Here is a 17649-nt window from a genome sequence, read left to right on the forward strand (position 1 = left end):
GGTCTTCTGCGGCGCGGCGCGCGTATGCCTGCCCCCTGCCCGGTCTGTTCCGGCTCCGGCCGGGCCTGCTTTTCCTGTGCCATTCAGCGGTGCTGCCTTTGGCGCCTGCGGTGCCCTGATGCCCAGAGGGCTCAAGCGCGGGGCTGCGGCCGGGTGAGCTCGTTCAGCCGCTTCAGTACCCGGAAGGCGCCCGGCGTCCACTGTGCTGCGCGGCGCTTCCACAGGAGCTGGCGGCGCAGCTGTTGCAGCTCCCGCCGCTTCTGCGGCAGGCAGCGCTGCAGCACGGCAATTGCCTTCAGTTTGTCCGAGAGCATCCGCACGGCGCCGTGGCTGGCCATCACGCTGGCGCCGTGGATGCGGTGCACTGCCATCACCTGGTCGAGAAAGCCGATCCGCCCGTGGCGCCCGGCCAGGACGTTCAGCAGCCAGTCCGCCGAGGCGATTCTGGTGCTGCGGTACCAGCCGGGCAGATCGTCCAGCGCGCTGCGGCGCACCATGGTGGAGATCTTCGGGGCGAAATTGCGCAGGATCAAGGCGCCGACATCATAGCTGCCGCTGCCCTGCGGCGCATTGGGCGACAGCGCGCTGCGGCCGTTGTCTTGCAGGTGTTCGACCCGGTGGGCGCAGACGGTGCACTCGGGGTGGGCATCGAGGAAATCCGCCTGTTTCTGCAGCTTGGCGGCATCGGTCCAGTAATCATCGCCGTCCAGGAAGGCGATATACTCGCCTTCCGCGGCATCGATTGTCGCAATCACATTGGTCAGCCCGGCATCGCCGGCATTGTCCCGCCGCAACAGAGTCTTCACCGAGGCAGGGGCGTAATCGTGGTAGCTCTCCAGGATCTCCCTTGTGCCGTCTGTGGAGGCATCATCGCCGATCACCACCTCGAAATCGAAGTCCGTCTCCTGCAGCAGCACGCTGTCGATCGCCTGCCGCGCGGTCTTGGCGTGCTGGTAGGTGACAACCGAGACTGAGACTTTCATGGCTGGGACTCCGTATGCGGCGCAGGCTTCAGGGCCCGCGGTTTCGGTGCCCCGGATAACAGGGCTGGTGATTTCAAGGCCTGCGCCAGGGCGGCGAGGACGATGGCCAGTTGCACCGCAAAGACCAGCACCATGGCGGCGCCGGCCCCGGGCAGCCCGTAGCGCGGGATCAGGATCAGGCAGGCAGCCACCGCCACCAGCGCCGCCGCACCATTCTGGGCGCCCAGCCACCAGAAGCGCCGCGCCGCCACCACCCCGTAGCGCAGGATGTTGGCGGCGCCGCGCAGGGTGGCGGCTGCCATCAGCCAGACCAGCAGCCCGTGCTGCGCGGCATAGGCCTCGGTATAAACAAAGCGCAGGATTTCCGAGCCGAACAGGGCGCAGAGCAGCAGCCCAGCAAGCCCGCCCGCCGTCACCCCCAGGGTAAGCGTGGTGAGCAGGCGCAGGAATTCGGCGCGCCGCCCGGCGGCAAAATGGCGGGCCAGCCGCACGCTGGCAGCGATGCCCATGGCGTTGATCAGCCGGTCGGGCGCCATCGCCAGCGCCAGCACCGCCGCAAACAGCCCGAGCTCGGCCAGCCCCAGAACCCGCTCGACCACCAGGCGCGGGAAGTAGAGGGCAATGATGATCAGCAGGGTGGCAAAGGTCAGCGGCAGCGCCAGCCGGGCCAGCCGCGCCAGCTGCGCCGGCTGCCAGCGCGGCCGGAAACCGTCGCCGCGGATCCGCGCGCGCTGCCGCCCCCGCGGCAGGTCGTAGAAGCAGAGCACCGCCAGATGCGCCGCCAGCTGCCCCAGCACCGCGATGATGAGCGAGCCGGTGAGCCAGTAGCCGCCTGCCAGCATCAAGAGCGACAGCGGCCCCAGAAGGCACAGCGAGCGGCCGATATACTCCATCCGCTCATGCGCCTGGAACAGCCCGTAGATCATGTCCGAGACCAGCTCGGCGCAGCGCGCCAGCGCATAGAGCAGGATCAAGAGCATCACCGCGGTCCCGCCGCTCTGCACCAGCCCTGCCGCCAGCATCAGAAGCAGCGCGGCGGCCGCGGCGAGCAGCCGCAGGCCGAGGTAGTCGCCGAAGCTGAACTCCTGGCCGGTGTCGCTGGAGCGCACCTCGCGCAGGCTCATCTTGGCGGTTTCGGCAATCGGGATGCACAGCGCCTGGGCCAGCGCATAAAGGCCGACGGTGGCCGGGTCCGACAGTTTGGCCAGCACCGCGAGGGCCATCCAGACCGACAGCGCCGAGACCAGCCGGCCGGCAAACACCGCGCGGAAATTGCGCAGCCCCGAGCGCCGCGCCTCTGCCGCGGACAGCGGGCCGGAGCCGGGAGGGGCCGGGGCGGTCACGCGGTCTCCGGCGGCTGTTCGGCAGAAGCGCGGCCGCCGCCGGCGGTGCTGTTGCACCGCGGGGGGTGCGGCGGCATTCCGTCAGGCTGCAGAGGCTGCCCGGCGCACTGCCCCGGACAGCGGCCGGAGCACTGATCCGGGGCCTGCAGCGGGGCCTGTGGCGGCTCCGCCGGAGACCTGCAATCGGGTGCAGTCATCACCTTTCCCTCTCCTTGTCCTGCCTCTGTCCCGCCGCGCCTGCCCGGTTGCACGGGCGCCGCAGCGGGGGCAGCCGCTCAATGGCTGCCGGCCCGCAACGGGGCAAAATGCGGCAAGCGGGGATCCTTGCAATGTTTCAGCGCGGCGCGCACGGCGGGGGCCTGGCGCAGCAGCGATGCGATGCGGGCGCACATCCGGGCGGCGTCCTGGCAGCTGATCTGGGTGCCTGTCGGCAGCACCATGACCCGCTGGGCCACCGCCTCGGTGACCGGCAGGGTCTGTCCCGCCCGCGGCGACAGCCCGGCATAAGGCTGCATGCGGTGGCAGCCAGGATAGAAGTAGCGCCGTGCCACCACGTTTTCCAGCCGCAGCGCCGCGACCAGCTCATCGCGGGTCAGACCGGCGGTGTCCGGGTCGATCTCGGTGACCACATACTGGTAGCTGTGGCGGCGGGCGGCCGCCCGCGGCATCAGGCTGAGCCCGGGCAGGCCGGCCAGCCCCTTTTCGAAGGCGGCATAGTTTTCGCGGTTGTGGGCAAAGAAGCGGTCCATCGCGTCGACCGAAGTCAGGCCCATCGCGGCGGAGGCCTCGTTCATCTTGCCGTTGGTGCCCAGATGCGCGACCTGATCCTCGCCGGCGAAACCGAAGTTCACCATATAGCGCAGCCGGTCCGCCAGCGCGTCGTCATTGGTGACGATGGCGCCGCCCTCGAAGGCATGGATGCATTTGGTGGCGTGGAAGCTGTAGACCTCCGCATCGCCCAGGTAGCTGTTCTTCGGCTGCTCCGGCTGGCAGCCGAAGGCATGGGCTGCGTCGAACATCAGCTTCAGCCCGTGTTCGCGCGCCAGCTCCCGCAGCCGCTCGCTGGCGCAGGAGTTGCCCCACAGGTGCACTCCCAGAATGCCGGTGGTGAGCGAGGTGATCGCGGCCTCGACGCAATCGGGATCGAGGCAATGGGTAGTTGGATCGATGTCGCAGAACACCGGCCGCACGCCCTGGCGCCACAGCGCGTGCACGGTGGCGATGAAGGTGAAGGAGGGGACGATCACATCCCCCGTCATGCCGAGCCCGCCGATCGCCAGCTCCAGCCCGGTGGTGGCATTGCAGGTGGCGATGCAGTGGCGGGCGCCGGCAATCTCGGCGACGCGGGCCTCGAAGTCCTGCACCATCGGCCCCCAATTGGTCAGCTGGCCGCTGCTGAGAACCTGCTGGATGCGAGCGAGGAACACCTGCTGATCGGGCATGTTAGGCCGCCCCACATGCAGGGTCCGGCGGAAGGCGGGCACGCCGCCGAGCACGGCGGCACTGAGGCGCCGGGCCTGGACCGGAGACATGGGCGGAGCCAGGGGAACTACCGGGGCGGCGGGCGGGACTGCGGCTCCGCGGATGGCTTTCGCGGATTTGGCGGCCGGCCGGCTTACGGCGGCGCGGCCTTTCTGCAGCTGGTTGTCCATCAATCCCCCCATTTTTGAAATCCGGTGGCCGGACGGCTGTGCGGCCGGGTTCCGGGAAGCTGGCGGATGTCCGGAGGGGGCGGATGCCGCCCGTCTGCAATCCCTTGGAACAATCCCTAGAACCCGAATGCCGGGCCACAGAGGCCGTGGCCGTATGGAGTCAGTCTGCGGTCCTGTTCCAGTCTTTGAATAGTTATCCTTTTGACTTAGGCCACTGCTCATCCGGCGGCAGCGGCGGGCGGGCGGCCCGGCCCATGATGCCAGCCGGATGAGAGCTCCTCCCCTAAAGGGATTATGCAATGGCTCCCGCAGCTTGGCGCGGCCGCGGGGCCGGGGATCAGATCAGCAGGAAGTCGCTGGCCCCGAGGTCCAGCTGCGCATCCATCTGGGCAATCTGCACCTGGGCGCCGCTGCCGCTGCCATCCGCATCATAGAACAGCTCGCCGGTCTTCCACTTGTACATGATGTGGTCGTTGCGGTCGTCCGCCCGCGCAGCGGTCTCGAAGAACTCCGCATCCAGCGAGTCGCCGCCGCCCTTGAGGCCGGTGAACACCGAGGTGTCGAGTGCGATCTTATCGGTCCCCGGCTTGAAGTCGGTGATGGTATCCACATTGGTGCTGCCATCGGGCGCGGTGTCGAAGATGAAGACATCCTTACCCGCGCCGCCGGTCAGCACGTCCTCGCCGGCGCCGCCGGTCAGCGCGTCATTGCCTTTCCGCCCGCGCAAGTCGTCATTACCGGCGCCGCCGCGCAGTTCGTCGCCGCCCGCCCCGCCATACATATCGTCGTTGCCGGCGCCGCCGCGCAGCTCGTCGCTGCCGCCGCCGCCGCGCAGCTCGTCACTGCCGCCGCCGCCGCGCAGCTCGTCGCTGCCCTGCTTGCCAAGCAGCGCGTCATTGCCGGCGCTGCCGGTCAGCTGGTCGTCGCCGCTGGTGCCCTCCAGGATAAGGGAAATGCTGCCATCCGCCTCATCATTGCCGTGATCGGGCCGGATCACCGGCTCCTGGCTGCTGCCGTCCTCAGGCCCGGCATCGTCGCCGCGAGTGGCAATCCAGTCCGCCTTGGCCGCGTCCCAGTAATCGCGGGCGGCTTCACCCTGCAGCACTGTCCAGCCGGCGGGCGGCATCGGGTAATCGGAGGGCAGCGGCGTGTCGGAGAGGTTCAGGAACACGTTGTTCGAGGAGTGGATGGTCTTGTCCCAGGCCAGCTGCAGCCGCGAGTCCCCGACGTGGTTGACGTCGTCGATCGCAATGACGCTGTCGGTGATGCTCAGCTGGGGGCTCTTGCTTTCCATCTTGAAGGGCGACTGATGGGTCATCTGGCCCTTGAACAGATAGGATTCCATCCGCATCAGCAGGCCGTCGATCTCCAGCACCTCATGGCTGGCGTCGGCCATGTTCTTGTGGCCCAGGCTGATGCCCGAGAAGACGCCGTCAAACAGGCTGTTGCGGATGGCGCCGCTGACCGGGTTGTCGTTTTCGAAGGCGTCATCGCGCACGTCGCTGACCCAGACGTTGGAAATCTCGAAGCCATCGGAATCGCCGGCCACCCGCAGCGCGTCCCAGGCCTGCGAGATCCGCATGTCATAGACATCGGCCTGCTCGGTGTCGCGCACCATCACCGCCGCCGAATTGGTATAAAGCTGCAGCCACTCCCCGGTCAGCGGCACGGTGCCGTTGATGGTGGTGCCGTAGATGTCCATCCCGGTCTTCCCGTTGTCCACCAAGAAGGGGTACAGGTTGGTCTGGCTGCCGGTATTGGACACGGTCCAGCTCGCCTGGGTGGCGTCAATGGCCTGTGCATCGCCGCCGGCATACCGGTAGGCGTCATAGCCGTAATCGCCGGTCAGGGTGATTGTCGAAACCATACTCATTAGTCCTTTTGGATCATTCCACTCGAAGGTTCGGATTACTCTCAGGGCGGGGGAAATGCCGGGCCGGCGGCGCCGGGGCAAGGGCGGCAGCGGATTCCCCGGCAGACTGGCAGGCATCCGCCATGGGCGGGGTTTTGCCGGGGCCGGGACCAGAAATGCCCCCTGGTTGAAACGTCCGGAAACTCATTGGCTTGCGGCGCCGCTGCGGGGCAAACCGGCCGCCTTGGTCCGGCGGCGGAATCTCTCTGCGGCGTTTTGTCAGATTGAATGGGTGATTCGAATGGGGCGCCGGCCGCAAGGGTGAAGCTTTGCAAGGGCTTATCCGCCGGCCAGCGTAATGGCCGGAACCGGAAGAGGACGGCGGCCGCCCGCGCAGCCGGGAGGGCGGCGTCAGGAAACATGGCACCAGGCGCTTGCGCGGCGCGCGGCTCAGCCGGAAGGGATTGCTCATGTCACTGCTCGATTTTCCAGCAGTGAATCACGGCGTTGCAAGCAAATCAACGGATGCTTCCCCTGCGGGCGGGCATCGGCCAAGTCTTGCCGGAGCGGGATCCGCAGCCGCCGGATGGTCCCGCACGCCTGCCTTGACGGAGGCGGCCGGGTTTTGACCTATATAAGAGTGCGGCCCGGCCCGTTCGGGCCCTTATCAGCGAGGACAGCAATGAAGCGGCGTGCCGCCCCGCCCCTGCGCAATCTCCGCCTGCCAGCCATGGCCGTGGCGCTGTGTTTCCTGGCGGCAGCGGCCTCGATGGCGCAAAGCCCCGCGGCGCTGCCGGACCGGGCTCTGGTGGGCGCCCGCTTCGGCTATGAGCAGTTCCGTGTCAATGGCAACGCGGCCAAGCGGATTGACGCCCGCGGCGCCAGCTGGACCCTCAGCAATCACGGCCTGCGCCAGAACCGCTACCCATTTCTCATCGACGGCAGCCGCCCGGGCACGCAGGTGGCCGGCGGCACCGTCAACGGAGAGGTGCCGCTCGATCTGGACTGGGCCGAAATCTACACCAATTCCGCCGCCGTGATGGCGCGCGACGCCCCCGGTATAGAGCTGCGCGGCTGGACCATCCGGCAGGTCTGGGACGGCATCCGCATTGCCGGCGTCTCGGAGGGGTTCCTGATCACTGAGGCCGCGGTGCACGGCACGCGCGACGATGCCATCGAAAATGACCATGGCAATTCCGGGGTGATTTCCAACAGCCTGTTCGAAGGGGTTTTTTCCGGCCTGAGCATGACCCGCAAGCAGATGCCAGACCTGGCCGCCAGGGTGGTAATGCTCGACACTGTGCTGATGCGGATGCAGGCCTATCCGTTCCGGGGCGGCCGGACGCATGGGTCGCCTTTCAAGATCGAGGCGAACAGCCCGTCGCTGCGGATCCGCAACACGGTGCTGGCGGTCGAGGACGTGCACCATATCGGCCAGGGCCGCCTGGCGCAGGCCTGGCAGAAGACGCTCTCAGCCTCAAACAACTATTTCCTGAATCTCTCCGATGAGCCGCTGCCGGAGGGCTACCCGCTGCCCGGCGAGGGCTGGACGGTGCTCCAGGGCCCGGCGGCCCGCGCCCGCTGGCAGGCGGCCCGCGCGCAGTGGTTTGCCGGTCCGTCCTCCGGCACGGGAAGGACGGCCCGGCGCCCCTGACAGGGAGGGCGGGGCTGGGGGGCTGAAAAATGAAATGGGGCCTGAAAAATGAAATGCCGGGCTGCATTTAAAGCGGAAATACAAAAAGGATAATGCGGAAGATCCAAAGGGATTAAGGGCGAGCAACCCGAAGGGCGCATAGCGGTAAAGTTGCTTCAGCGGCCCCTTGATGATAGCATTAACCAGCTGATGCTGAAATTCTACGCATCTATTATCCTTGTACGAGTGTCGTGCAATTGGTTTGGCTCGGGAGGTTATTCTTGTGGACGAAAATAAAATCCCTTCGCAGAAAACAAACGACGGGAAATCCGGAGAGCCTTTGAATTACAGCCGCCGTGAAGCCGTGAAAGCACTGGCGAAATATTCCGCTGCAGTGGGCAGCGCGGCAATGGTCGTGGTCACTGCGGAGGGGTTGGTCAGCGAAGCCTCCGCCTATGGGGCCAAACCGAAGAAGAAATCTGGCGGCTGGAAGAAAATAAAGAGAATGCGCAGAGTGCGGAGAATGCGCAGAGTACGAAGAATGCGCAGAATGCGCAGAGTACGAAGAATGCGCAGAATGCGGAGTCGGCGGAGTTGATTGCAGCCAGGGACAGGATAATCGGTTTTATGCCTGAACGGTGAGGTCTCCCGGCCAATTGCCGCCCGGATTTCTAGGGACCCTTCCGGAGCATCTCTCCTGGCCTTGATGGTCATCTCAACCAATTGATGCGCGGTTTCCACGCATCGGTTTCGGTCGTGCCAGTCTCGTGTGCATTGTTTGCCACAAGGAGGTAGTATTACTATGAAACACAAGGTTTCCTCTCAAGACAAAACCGGCAAGAAAGCCGGCGACCCTCAGGCATACAGCCGCCGCGAAGCTATGAAAGCGCTGGCGAAGTACTCCACGGCGGTGGGAGGCGCGGCAGCGGTCGTGGTCACCGCAGAAGGGCTGGTCAACGAAGCCTCCGCATATGGTCACTCCAGTTGGTGGTCGACTTAACCGTTGGCGGGGAAAGAAAAAGTGGTTTCCTCCCTGAACGGTGGGTTCCCCCAGCAAATTTCGGATCGGATTGAAGGGTTCTCTCTCGGAAGCGCTTTCTTGCTTCATTCCCGGGAAAGCGGAGCCCTTCTTTCCAGCAACGATTTCGGGCGCGATATCTATGACGCCCTCCGCGCGCGCCTGAATCTGCCGGAAATTGCTGACGAAATTGCCCGCCAGAACGGGTTCGAGCGTTCTGATGTCGAGCCTTTGGTTTCTGATGTTGTCCAGCAGTGGCAAGCTGCTGGGCTTTTTTTACAGGACATGTGCCCGTTTGTGGATCCAGTTCCCTACCGGGTGCCGGTAACGGATATTTCGCACACCTACTGCTTCGGGAACAGATATGTCGTACTGCGTTGCGAGAACCCGAAGCTCTCGAAGCAGGTTGCGGCGTGTTTACGGATTTATGCGGCGGGGCCTCTGAGCAGTCCGGACGACGGCGAAACGGCCCTGCTGGATGTTATTGCCGAAGACGGTGAGTACGGTGTTTTCCGGGACCGGGTGCCGGTCTGGGGGCGCGCGCCGCATGATCTCACGCGGTATCACATCATCCGGGAATGCATGGATCATATCTGCACGCCCGCCCGTGTTGCCGCCCATCTTCATGCGGCGGCCGTCGCGCAGGGCGGGCAGGCCCTGATCCTGGCGGGCGGCAGCGGTCAGGGCAAGACAACCCTTTCCCTGGGCCTGCTGGCATCGGGATGCCAGCAGGCCGCTGACGATCATGTCGCCGTGGCGGTGGATGGGACGAACATGCTGGCGTTTCCGGCGGTGTCCTCGGTCAAACGCGGTGCGTGGAACCTGCCTTGGGTGCAGTCCTTGGATCCCGGCGGCAGCGCAGAAACCGCCTCGCCGCGCAACGGCGTCCGCTTTGTCAGGCCGCCGCGCACCGTTCCCGCAGCAACTCCGCTGCCGGTGTCCGCATTCGTGTTCCCGGACTATGCTGAAGGCGCGGAAAACAGCTGCAGCCTGCTGGATCCGGCCCAAGCCTTGACGCAGCTTATTCAGACCGGCGGGCGGGTGTCACGCCGCAATCCCTCCCTTGCGCCTCTGGTGGCGCTGCTGGACCGCGTGCCCTCCTACTATCTCCGCTATGGATCAACCGATTATTCTGTAGAGACATGCCAGTCCCTGCTCGCCCGCTGAACCGGCTGCAGGCCTGCCGCTCGGTGCCGCACCGGGCCATTCTGGGCCTGATGGCCCCGGCCTTGGGCGCGCCGGTGCCGGACTCGCTGGCGCAGGATCTGCAGCAGAGCGATCCCGGGGAGCTGGTGAAAATCGCCACCTACAGCTGCGTGCACACGGTGATTGCCTCCGCCTTCGAAAACGCCCCCGGCCTCAAGCGCGCGGTGCCGCGCGACCTGCTGATCTATTTTGCCGAAATGCAGAAGGCCAACCGGCAGCGCAATGCCGCGATCCGGGCGCAGCTTCTGGAAATCGGGAGGATCCTTGCCGCGGAAGGCATCGAGGCGGTGGCGCTGAAAGGCGCCGCCGAACTGTTGAGCCCGGTATACCCGGCCCCGGGAATGCGGTTTCTGAGCGACCTCGACCTGCTGCTGCGGGATCGGGACATCGAGGCCGCGGGCGCTGCCCTCGAAGCCGCCGGCGCCGCCCCCAGCCGCTCGCGCGGCCTCACCGGGCGCGGCCACCATCACCTGCCGCCGCTGACCTGCGGAAGCTGGGCGGTCTCCGTCGAGCTGCATCACGCGCTGGGGGCGGCAAAGGTGCGCAGCCTGCTGCAGGCGGATGAGGTCATGGCCGCCGCGCAGCCCAGCGGCCGGCCGGGCCTGCGCCTGCCCGATCCGCTGCACCGGGTGATGCATCTGACGGCGCATGCGGAACTGTCCAAGCGGCCGCTGGAGGCACCAGTGCTGCCGCTGCGCGATTGCCTGGAGTTCCATCAGATGCAACGGGCGCTGCCACCCGGGACCGTGCCGGCCGCGCGCGCCGGATTTGCCGCGGCAGGCTGCAGAAAGGCCTTCACCCGGCTGGCGGAGGCCGCCAGGGCCGTTCTTGAGCCGGCCGCCACCCCGGAAACCGGGGCCGGGTTGCGCTGCGGCAACAGGATGCTGCGGCTGTTCGGGCGGCCCGCGGAACAGAAGCTCCGCAAGGCGGCGGGCTGGACCGGCTTCTACATCTGCCAGTTTGTCATCAACCCGCAGTTGCGCAGCTATTATCTGCGGATGCTGGCAAACCCTCCCGCGCTGGCGCGGGTGTTTGATTTCCACAGGAAATGGCTGCAGCGGTTCTGACAAAGCGGCGCGGCAGCCGTTGCCGGAAGAAACGCAGGCGCCTCAGGCGCAGGGGGGAGCATCCCGGGCCGGCGCCAGCCGGGCCGCCGGGGCTTGCGCGCCGGGCGCGCCGAAGCCGGCCAGCAACCGGGCGCATTCGTCCAGATAGGCCCGGATGACGATTTGCTCGTCGAATTCCCGCTCGACGATCTCCCGGTTCTGGCAGCCCAGCCGCTGCAGCGTGCCTGCGTCCATCTGCGCCATTTCCTGCATTGCGGCCAAGAGCTCCGCCTGGTCGCGGGGCGCGATCCTGAGCCCGTTCACCCGGTGCCGGATGACATCCCTGCAGCCGACGCTGTCGGTGGAGATGATCGGCCGCCCCACCGCGCCTGCCTCCAGCAGGGTCCGCGGCACGCCTTCGCCGTAATAGGAGGGCAGCACTAAGACGCTGCAGGACCGCAGCAGCGCAGCGATCTCCCCCGGGGGCACCTGCCCCAGATAACTGCATCGGTCCTGGCTGGCAAAGGCCTCGAGCGCTTCGGCGCGCACATATCCGCTTTCTTCCAGCCGCTCGCCTGCGATCATGAAGCGGGCGCTTGTGCCGCGGCGGAGCATTTCCTCCGCGGCGTCGATAAACATCTGTGCGCCCTTGGAGATCAGCAGCCGCCCGACGTAGAGAAACACTACCTCCTCCGGGACATCCGGCGAGGGGGTGAAGCGCTCCAGGTTGACACCGCTGCCGGGGATGTGCCGGGCCAGGTCCTTGTCCACCATGCCCTGCTCCAGGAAGAACTGCAGATCGTCGGTGTTCTGGAAGAACACCCGGGCCGAGCGCCGCAAGGCTTTGGCATAAAGAAAGATGAAGAACGCCCGCCGCAGCCGCCCGCCGCCGTCGAAGGCGCGCCCGGTGCCGGCGATATTGTTGATCACCGGGATGTTCAGCGCCTGCGCCGCCAGCGCGCCAATGGTGTTGGCCTTGATCGTGTAGCACAGGCACACTGCCGGGCGGTGGCGCCGCAGCGCTGCGCGGATGGCGAAATAGGCGGCCCCCTCCTGCATGGGGTTGGTGCCATACTGACTGATCTCCACATGCTCGTGGATCACCCCCATCCGCTCCAGTGCGGGGACCGATGCGTCGCGCGGGCTGATCAGCAGGATCTGCGCGCCGCAGGCTTGCAGCGCCCCGATCAGTGTGGTGCGGCTGCGGTGCACATGCAGCGCTGTGTTGCAGATGATTGCGATGACCGGCTTCATGCTGGCTCCCTTCATGCGGACTCCCTGCCCTCCCTCAGCTTGCTCCTGATCAGGTCCCGCTCGGCCTCGGTCGGCGCCGGCGGCGGCTGGGAGCCCCGGCGGCGGGCATAGATCCGGTTCCAGCCGCGGTCCCGCGCAGCCTGCACAACCGCATCGAGGCCAATGTCGCGCAGCCCGTAGGAGATCGTGCGCGCCAGTTTCGAGATCAGGTAATGCCGCGGTACTGCCGCACCGTTGACCCGGCCGATCTGCCCCGCGTCCACGGGACTTTCCGGCAGCCCCAGCAGCGCATCCACGGCGCGGGCAAAGGCCTGCGCATCGCGCGACAGCAGCGACGCATCCAGCAGACTCACCCGCTCCTCCCCCAGCTCCGTGCGCCAGCGTTCCAGCCAGCGCTCGACCTGACTGGCCTCGATGATCGCCGGGTGGGCCTCGATCGCCTCGGCCAAGGGCGCCGCGGTGTAGCCGTAGCGTTTCAGATGCAGGTAATGCGACCAGGCCCGCGCCACCGGGTCGCGGCGCAGGATGACCGCCCGGGCCTCCGGCAGAGTCTCAGCAACCCGGGCCGGCGCCTCCGGATGGGCCAGGATGCTGGGGGCGACATCCACCAGCATCCGGTGCTGCGGTTCGGGGCGGAACTGGCCTTGGTACCAGGCGGTCCCGCGCCGGTAATAGCGGTCGAAGTAGAAGATCTCCTTGGTTCTGGCGGGCAGGCAGACATCGCCGCGGGCCTGGAGATAGGCATGCACCCAGGTGGTCCCGGACTTCATCGGGCCGCAGAACACGGCGGCTTTCAAACCGGACATGGCACATCCCTCCTGTTCAGGCCGCCGGCCCCCATCCAATGGCGGTTCAGGGCGCCCAGGGCGAGTCCCGCCAGGATCCAGAACGGGCGCTGCCGCAGGCCAAAGGAGCCCAGCCCGTAAAGGCTCACGACCAGAAAGGCGGAAAACAGGGCGAAGGCCAGAATGCGCGCTTCGCCGGGCCCGGTGCCCAAGGCGTGTTTCAGAGCCATCAGCAGGACCGCCGCCTGAAACAGCAAGAGCAGCAGCAGCCCGGGCACGCCGGTCTCGATCAGCGTGCCGAGATAGGTGTTGTGGACCTCGAAAGTGCTTTCCGTATAGGTTTTGAAGTTGCCTGGCCCGACACCAAAGAAGGGGTGATCGACCCAGCCCCGCCAGACCAGAATCATCTGCTCGTAGCGCGGCCCGAGCCCCGCCTCCAGGGTGCTGGGGTTCAGGAACCGGTCGAGCGGGCGGGCCAGGGTCTGCAGGTATTCCGGCAGCGCGCTTGATCCTGCTTCCAGGAAGGCGATGACCAGGAAGCCAAAGCCCAGCACCGCAGCGGCGCAGGACAGCAGGATGAAGGCGGCGAACCCGGGCCGGGAGTACCAGAACATCAGCGCAGCCAGCAGGACAAGACAGAAAGAGATCAGCGTCAGCACCAGTGCGGTGCGGCTGCCGGTGCCGGCCAGCGCCACTGCGGCAAAGCCGGCGGCGGCCAGATAAAACAGCATGGCACTCCTGGAGGCCGAGGCTCTGAGGCTGAGGATGAGAAACAGCGGCAGAGCCGGGGCCACAAAGGCGGCGAGCTGGTTGACCGACTGCGAGGTGGATTTGATCCGGCCGCCGCCGTGATAGACCCAGTCCGGGGCGGCGGCAAACACCGCCAGCACCGAAAAGGACGATACCAGCACTACGCCTGCCGCATAGGCGTTCAGAAACAGGCGGTAGGTCCGGGCATTGGCCGCGGCGGCGGTCGTGAGGGTGCAGAGCACAGCGCCATAGGAATAGTTTGCGATGGTCTCCAGCAGCTTCCTGAACGGCTGGCCGTAGAGATAGGTCGCAATCACCCCGGAGAGCCCCCCCCAGAGCAGGAAACAGCCCAGCACCAGAAGAATGGCGCGGGTGTTCGGGTGCAGCCTGAGCCGCAGCACGCCGCCCCGACTGGTAGACGCAAGCAGGAACAGGAAGGTGCCCAGGAGAAAGAACAGGTCCGCCGCAACGATTCGGATGTGCTGATCCGGGTTCAGCGGATTGATCAGGACACCGGAGAGGAAAATCCCCGCCGCAAAGAACCCGGCACCGAGGCCGATGGTGGCCCGGTGAGATCTGATCCAGGGTAAATCCTCTTCATACAGCAGCACAGGCACATATCCGGTCCAGAAACAAGGCGTTGGCGGAGCCGCCTCCTGACTGCACCTATTTGGCGCCTGTCCCGAAAAGCATCACGGACACGGTCCGCAGGATGATATAGACCTCCATCATCGCCGATCCATGACGGATATAGTAGTAGTCGTAGCGCGCCTTGCGGTTGATGGTGATGACCTGGTCCGCATAGCCGCCCCGGATCTGGGCCAGCCCGGTGATGCCCGGCCGCACCCGCACCCGGTATTTGTAATAGGGGATGTTGTCGGTGAACCATTGGGCGTGCTCCCAGACATCGGGGCGCGGCCCCACCAGCGCCATCTCGCCGCTCAGCACGCTCCAGAAGTTCGGCAGCTCATCGATCCTGGAGCGCCGGATGAAATGCCCGAGCGGGGTGATGCGGTCGGTCTCCAGGGGGCTGGTCGGATCGCGTTCCGCCCCGTCTGCCGCCGCCGCCATGGAGCGGAACTTCCACATCGTGAACGGCCGCCCCCACATGCCCATCCGCTGCTGCTTGAACAGCAGCGGCCCGGGATTGAAGAACGGATTCAATATCAGCAGAAACACCGCGGCAATTGCGGCCAGGAACAGGCCGAGAAGCGCGGATAAAATGTCCAGGGATCTCTTGCCGATACGGAAGACGGACGGCCAGTCTGCCAGCGCATTGAGCGCTGGCGGTTTCAAGGCGGCTGGCTTCAAGGAGGAAAGGTCGCCTTTCAACCCAATTTCCGGATATGTCATACCGCTTTTGTTGCTTAATTCCCTTCGCACGCCGGATTCCCCCCTGAAAAACACCAGCACCATGAAAGCCGCGGGAAATGCCGCGGAGAAAACGAAAGCCAGTGAAGAATTTGCAGTTGCGCAATGTCGTCAGCGTAGCAAACCGGGCGCAGCGCACGGCCCTATTAATTGGTATGAGAAAAGGCTGATGCGGGCCGCCGGCTGCGCGCTCCGGTAATCCCATTAGGCCGCCGGGCTTAATCTGATTTGAGTATGGGCGGGGCACAGGACTGGGATCTTGTCCGCAAACCGCCCGCCTGTTTTTCCAGCAGGAAACTCGATATCCCCGCTCCCTGCTCTAAGTCCATCAGGATATGGCAAAACGGTCCTGCGGAAGATGCGCATTTTCGCGGGTGCAGTTGCCGACATGCCGGCACAGCCGGTTTTTGCTGTGTGGCCCGCAGGCTTTCGGGCCGGGGCGTGATGACGAACTACAGGGCGAGTTACACGGAGTTGCAATCCTGATGCCAGCAGAGTCCCAGTCCCCAGCCTCCGCTCCGGAAACCGCGGAATGAGAAACCGGCATTCCTCGCTTATCCCGCGATACCCGGTGGCCGATGCCGCCAGGCAGGCGGAACAGGAGATGGCCATCGATATCCGGTCGCTGTTCCTGACGGTCTGGCATGGCCGCTGGATCATTCTCCTGATCACCGCCGCGGCCGCCGCTCTGGGGGTTTTCTTCTCGTCAAAGATCGAGCCGACCTACGCGGCCAGTGCCAAGGTCATGTTCGACCCGAAGCTGCGGGAGATCGCGGCGGGCGACCGGGTGTCCTCGGCCGGGGCCGGCGAGGACGGGCTGGAGAACGAGATTCAAGTGCTGCGCTCGACGGCGCTGCTGAACCGGGTGGTCGAGGAGCTGGAGCTGCACACCTATCCGGAGTTCAATCCGGTGCTGGAGCAGTCCGATCCGTCCAGCCCCGCGCCGTTGCTGGATTTTTTCCCGGCCGGAGATGAGGGGGACATCGGGCTGGATGCCGAAATCCCGGATCTGGAACGGCGGATTGTCGCGATGAATGTCTCACAAGGCCTGCGGCTTGCCCCGATCCCCTCGTCCCGGGTGATCGAGATCAGCTTCATTTCCTCCGATCCGGGCACTTCCGCGCGGGTGGCAAACGCCTTCGCCAGACAGTACATCCGCGACCAGCTGCACGTGCGCCTGTCGACAACCCGGGCCGCAACCGACTGGCTGGCGGGCCGGGTGGATGAGCTGCGCGACCGGGTGCAAAAGGCGGAAAAAGCCGTAGCCGTGGCGCAGTCGGCGCAATCGCTGGAAGCCGGGCAGAGCCTGCAGATCACCAAGCAGGAGCTGGAAGCGCTGATCGGCACCTATTCCGAGACCAAGAATGCGGCCCGTGCGGCGCTGGCCGACTACCAGCGGCTGAAAACCGCGCTGGAAGACAGGGCCGACCCCGGCGCGGTGCCGGAATTCCGCGACTCCGCGCCGATGGCCGCCCTGCTGGCGCGGGAAAACGAGCTGCGGGTGCAGCAGGCCAATCTGGCGGGCACCCTGCCGCCGGAGCATCCTGCCATCACCGACATCGGCAAGTCGATCCAGCAGCTCAAGGACCAGCAGCAGCAGGAAGCGGCGCGGATCGCCGAAATTGCCCGCACCAGGTGGGTGTCCCTGGACCGGCAGACGGAGATGATCCAGGCCGCGATCCGGGATCTCGACCGCAAGGTGCTGCAGCAGTCCCAGGACGAACTGGCGATCCGGCAGCTGGAGCGCGAGGCGGAGGCCAGCCGCAGCGTCTATGAGACCTTCATCCGGCGCCTCAATGAAGCCTCCGAGCAGGTGAAGCTGGAAAGCGCCGACGCGCGTATCCTGACCCTGGCCGAGCCGCCGCTCGAAGCCTTTTCGGAACCGAAGAAATACGCACTGACCGTATCGGTGCTGGGCGGGCTGCTGTTCAGCCTGGTGCTGGTGTTCCTGCGCGAGCGGCTCAATAACACCTACCGCTCTGCCGATGAAATCCTGAAATACACCGGGATGGATGTGCTGGGCACCATGCCGGTGCCCGGCAGCGGCAGGCCCGCCGAGGTCCTGAGACGCTTTGCAGCCCAGCCCGGCTCTTATATTGCCGAGGCTGTTCACGGGCTGCGGACCAGTATCCTTTTGACCCGGGACACGGCGCCACCCAAGGTGGTGCTGTTCACCTCCTCCTACCCGGATGAGGGCAAATCGCTTCTTGCCGCACTGACGGCGCTGGCTTCCTTCCGGATCAACAAGAAAACGATCATTGTCGACTGTGATCTGCGGCGGCCGAAGCTGCACCAGATCCTGGGCGAGGCGCTGGACAAGCAGGATATAGTTTCGGTTCTGGACGGCACCATCGCGCTGGACAAGGCGATCCGGAAAGACCCGGAGACCGGATTGCACGTTCTGGCCGCCAGCGCAGAGCAGATCAGGCATGACAATTCCGCGGTGGATATGCTCTCGTCCCCTGTTTTTGCGAGACTGATCGATATTCTGCGCAACACCTACGATCTCGTGATCCTGGATTCCCCGCCATCTCTGCTGGCCGTGGACACCAAGATCCTGAGCAAATACGCGGATTCGGTCGTCTATGTCGTGAAGTGGAACACGACGCCCCGGGATGCGGTGCAGAATGGGCTGCAGATTCTGGAGGCAGCCGGGGCTCCGGTTGCAGGCGTGGTGCTGTCGATGGCCAGGAATGTGCAGGTCACAAGGTATGGCGCGGACCAGATCCCGCTTGCCAATTGACATGCTGCAGGCG

The 17649-nt window shown here is 65.7% G+C and carries 13 protein-coding genes; 5 read left to right on the top strand and 8 right to left on the bottom strand.

Annotation, left to right across the window (positions count from 1 at the left end; genetic code table 11):
* Nucleotides 1-131: 131 nt before the first annotated feature.
* The 4 genes from GKC28_RS15045 to GKC28_RS15060 form a co-directional block, all read right to left on the bottom strand.
* Nucleotides 132-983, bottom strand: a complete 852-nt coding sequence (locus tag GKC28_RS15045; protein ID WP_174147843.1) for a glycosyltransferase — start codon at nt 981-983, stop codon at nt 132-134.
* Complete coding sequence (locus GKC28_RS15050; protein WP_174147844.1) at nt 980-2326, bottom strand: lipopolysaccharide biosynthesis protein; 1347 nt, start codon at nt 2324-2326, stop codon at nt 980-982. Before GKC28_RS15050 ends, GKC28_RS15045 begins: the two co-directional genes overlap by 4 nt.
* A gap of 275 nt (nt 2327-2601) precedes the next feature.
* Complete coding sequence (locus GKC28_RS15055) at nt 2602-3768, bottom strand: DegT/DnrJ/EryC1/StrS family aminotransferase (RefSeq protein WP_217434101.1); 1167 nt, start codon at nt 3766-3768, stop codon at nt 2602-2604.
* A 547-nt stretch (nt 3769-4315) separates the two neighbouring features.
* A complete protein-coding gene (locus GKC28_RS15060) occupies nt 4316-5845 on the bottom strand; it encodes a calcium-binding protein (RefSeq protein WP_174147846.1) in 1530 nt (509 codons plus the stop codon).
* A 667-nt stretch (nt 5846-6512) separates the two neighbouring features.
* On the opposite strand from GKC28_RS15060, the gene GKC28_RS15065 reads away from it, so the two are divergent.
* From GKC28_RS15065 to GKC28_RS15080, 4 genes are all read left to right on the top strand, one after another.
* Nucleotides 6513-7484: a hypothetical protein gene (locus tag GKC28_RS15065; protein ID WP_174147847.1), complete on the top strand. Its 972-nt coding sequence runs from the start codon at nt 6513-6515 to the stop codon at nt 7482-7484.
* Nucleotides 7485-8265: 781 nt separating this feature from the next.
* Entirely contained in the window at nt 8266-8463 is a 198-nt protein-coding gene (locus tag GKC28_RS15070) for a twin-arginine translocation signal domain-containing protein (protein ID WP_174147848.1), read from the top strand.
* A 21-nt stretch (nt 8464-8484) separates the two neighbouring features.
* Nucleotides 8485-9648: a PqqD family protein gene (locus tag GKC28_RS15075; RefSeq protein ID WP_174147849.1), complete on the top strand. Its 1164-nt coding sequence runs from the start codon at nt 8485-8487 to the stop codon at nt 9646-9648.
* Complete coding sequence (locus GKC28_RS15080; RefSeq protein WP_174147850.1) at nt 9624-10754, top strand: nucleotidyltransferase family protein; 1131 nt, start codon at nt 9624-9626, stop codon at nt 10752-10754. Before GKC28_RS15075 ends, GKC28_RS15080 begins: the two co-directional genes overlap by 25 nt.
* Before the next feature lie 42 nt (nt 10755-10796).
* Here GKC28_RS15080 and GKC28_RS15085 read toward each other — a convergent pair whose 3' ends face one another.
* The 4 genes from GKC28_RS15085 to GKC28_RS15100 are packed head-to-tail and all read right to left on the bottom strand — an operon-like array spanning nt 10797 to nt 14818.
* The gene (locus GKC28_RS15085) at nt 10797-12002 is read right to left on the bottom strand and encodes a glycosyltransferase family 4 protein (RefSeq protein ID WP_174147851.1); all 1206 of its coding nucleotides are present in this window, start codon (nt 12000-12002) and stop codon (nt 10797-10799) included.
* Nucleotides 11999-12793 carry a sulfotransferase gene (locus GKC28_RS15090; RefSeq protein ID WP_174147852.1) on the bottom strand — a complete coding sequence of 265 codons (795 nt, stop codon included), beginning with the start codon at nt 12791-12793 and terminating at the stop codon, nt 11999-12001. The genes GKC28_RS15085 and GKC28_RS15090 overlap by 4 nt, the downstream gene beginning before the upstream one ends.
* Nucleotides 12781-14133, bottom strand: coding sequence for an O-antigen ligase family protein (locus tag GKC28_RS15095; protein ID WP_174147853.1), 1353 nt, complete (start codon nt 14131-14133; stop codon nt 12781-12783). Before GKC28_RS15095 ends, GKC28_RS15090 begins: the two co-directional genes overlap by 13 nt.
* Nucleotides 14134-14188: 55 nt before the next feature.
* On the bottom strand, nt 14189-14818 hold the full coding sequence (locus GKC28_RS15100) for a sugar transferase (protein WP_217434102.1): 630 nt from the start codon (nt 14816-14818) through the stop codon (nt 14189-14191).
* Between the two features lie 607 nt (nt 14819-15425).
* Here GKC28_RS15100 and GKC28_RS15105 point away from each other — a divergent pair.
* Complete coding sequence (locus tag GKC28_RS15105; protein ID WP_174147855.1) at nt 15426-17636, top strand: Wzz/FepE/Etk N-terminal domain-containing protein; 2211 nt, start codon at nt 15426-15428, stop codon at nt 17634-17636.
* Nucleotides 17637-17649 lie beyond the last annotated feature (13 nt).

The sequence above is a fragment of the Leisingera sp. ANG59 genome, from assembly GCF_013317235.1.
In the GTDB taxonomy this organism is placed as follows: Bacteria; Pseudomonadota; Alphaproteobacteria; order Rhodobacterales; family Rhodobacteraceae; genus Leisingera.

What these genes read in the sequence shown, in the direction of transcription:
- GKC28_RS15045 (WP_174147843.1), bottom strand. Translation starts at nt 983, where the DNA reads ATGAAAGTCTCAGTCTCGGTTGTCACCTACCAGCACGCCAAGACCGCG.
- GKC28_RS15055 (WP_217434101.1), bottom strand. Translation starts at nt 3,768, where the DNA reads ATGCCCGATCAGCAGGTGTTCCTCGCTCGCATCCAGCAGGTTCTCAGC.
- GKC28_RS15060 (WP_174147846.1), bottom strand. Translation starts at nt 5,845, where the DNA reads ATGGTTTCGACAATCACCCTGACCGGCGATTACGGCTATGACGCCTAC.
- GKC28_RS15065 (WP_174147847.1), top strand. Translation starts at nt 6,513, where the DNA reads ATGAAGCGGCGTGCCGCCCCGCCCCTGCGCAATCTCCGCCTGCCAGCC.
- GKC28_RS15070 (WP_174147848.1), top strand. Translation starts at nt 8,266, where the DNA reads ATGAAACACAAGGTTTCCTCTCAAGACAAAACCGGCAAGAAAGCCGGC.
- GKC28_RS15080 (WP_174147850.1), top strand. Translation starts at nt 9,624, where the DNA reads ATGCCAGTCCCTGCTCGCCCGCTGAACCGGCTGCAGGCCTGCCGCTCG.
- GKC28_RS15085 (WP_174147851.1), bottom strand. Translation starts at nt 12,002, where the DNA reads ATGAAGGGAGCCAGCATGAAGCCGGTCATCGCAATCATCTGCAACACA.
- GKC28_RS15090 (WP_174147852.1), bottom strand. Translation starts at nt 12,793, where the DNA reads ATGTCCGGTTTGAAAGCCGCCGTGTTCTGCGGCCCGATGAAGTCCGGG.
- GKC28_RS15105 (WP_174147855.1), top strand. Translation starts at nt 15,426, where the DNA reads ATGAGAAACCGGCATTCCTCGCTTATCCCGCGATACCCGGTGGCCGAT.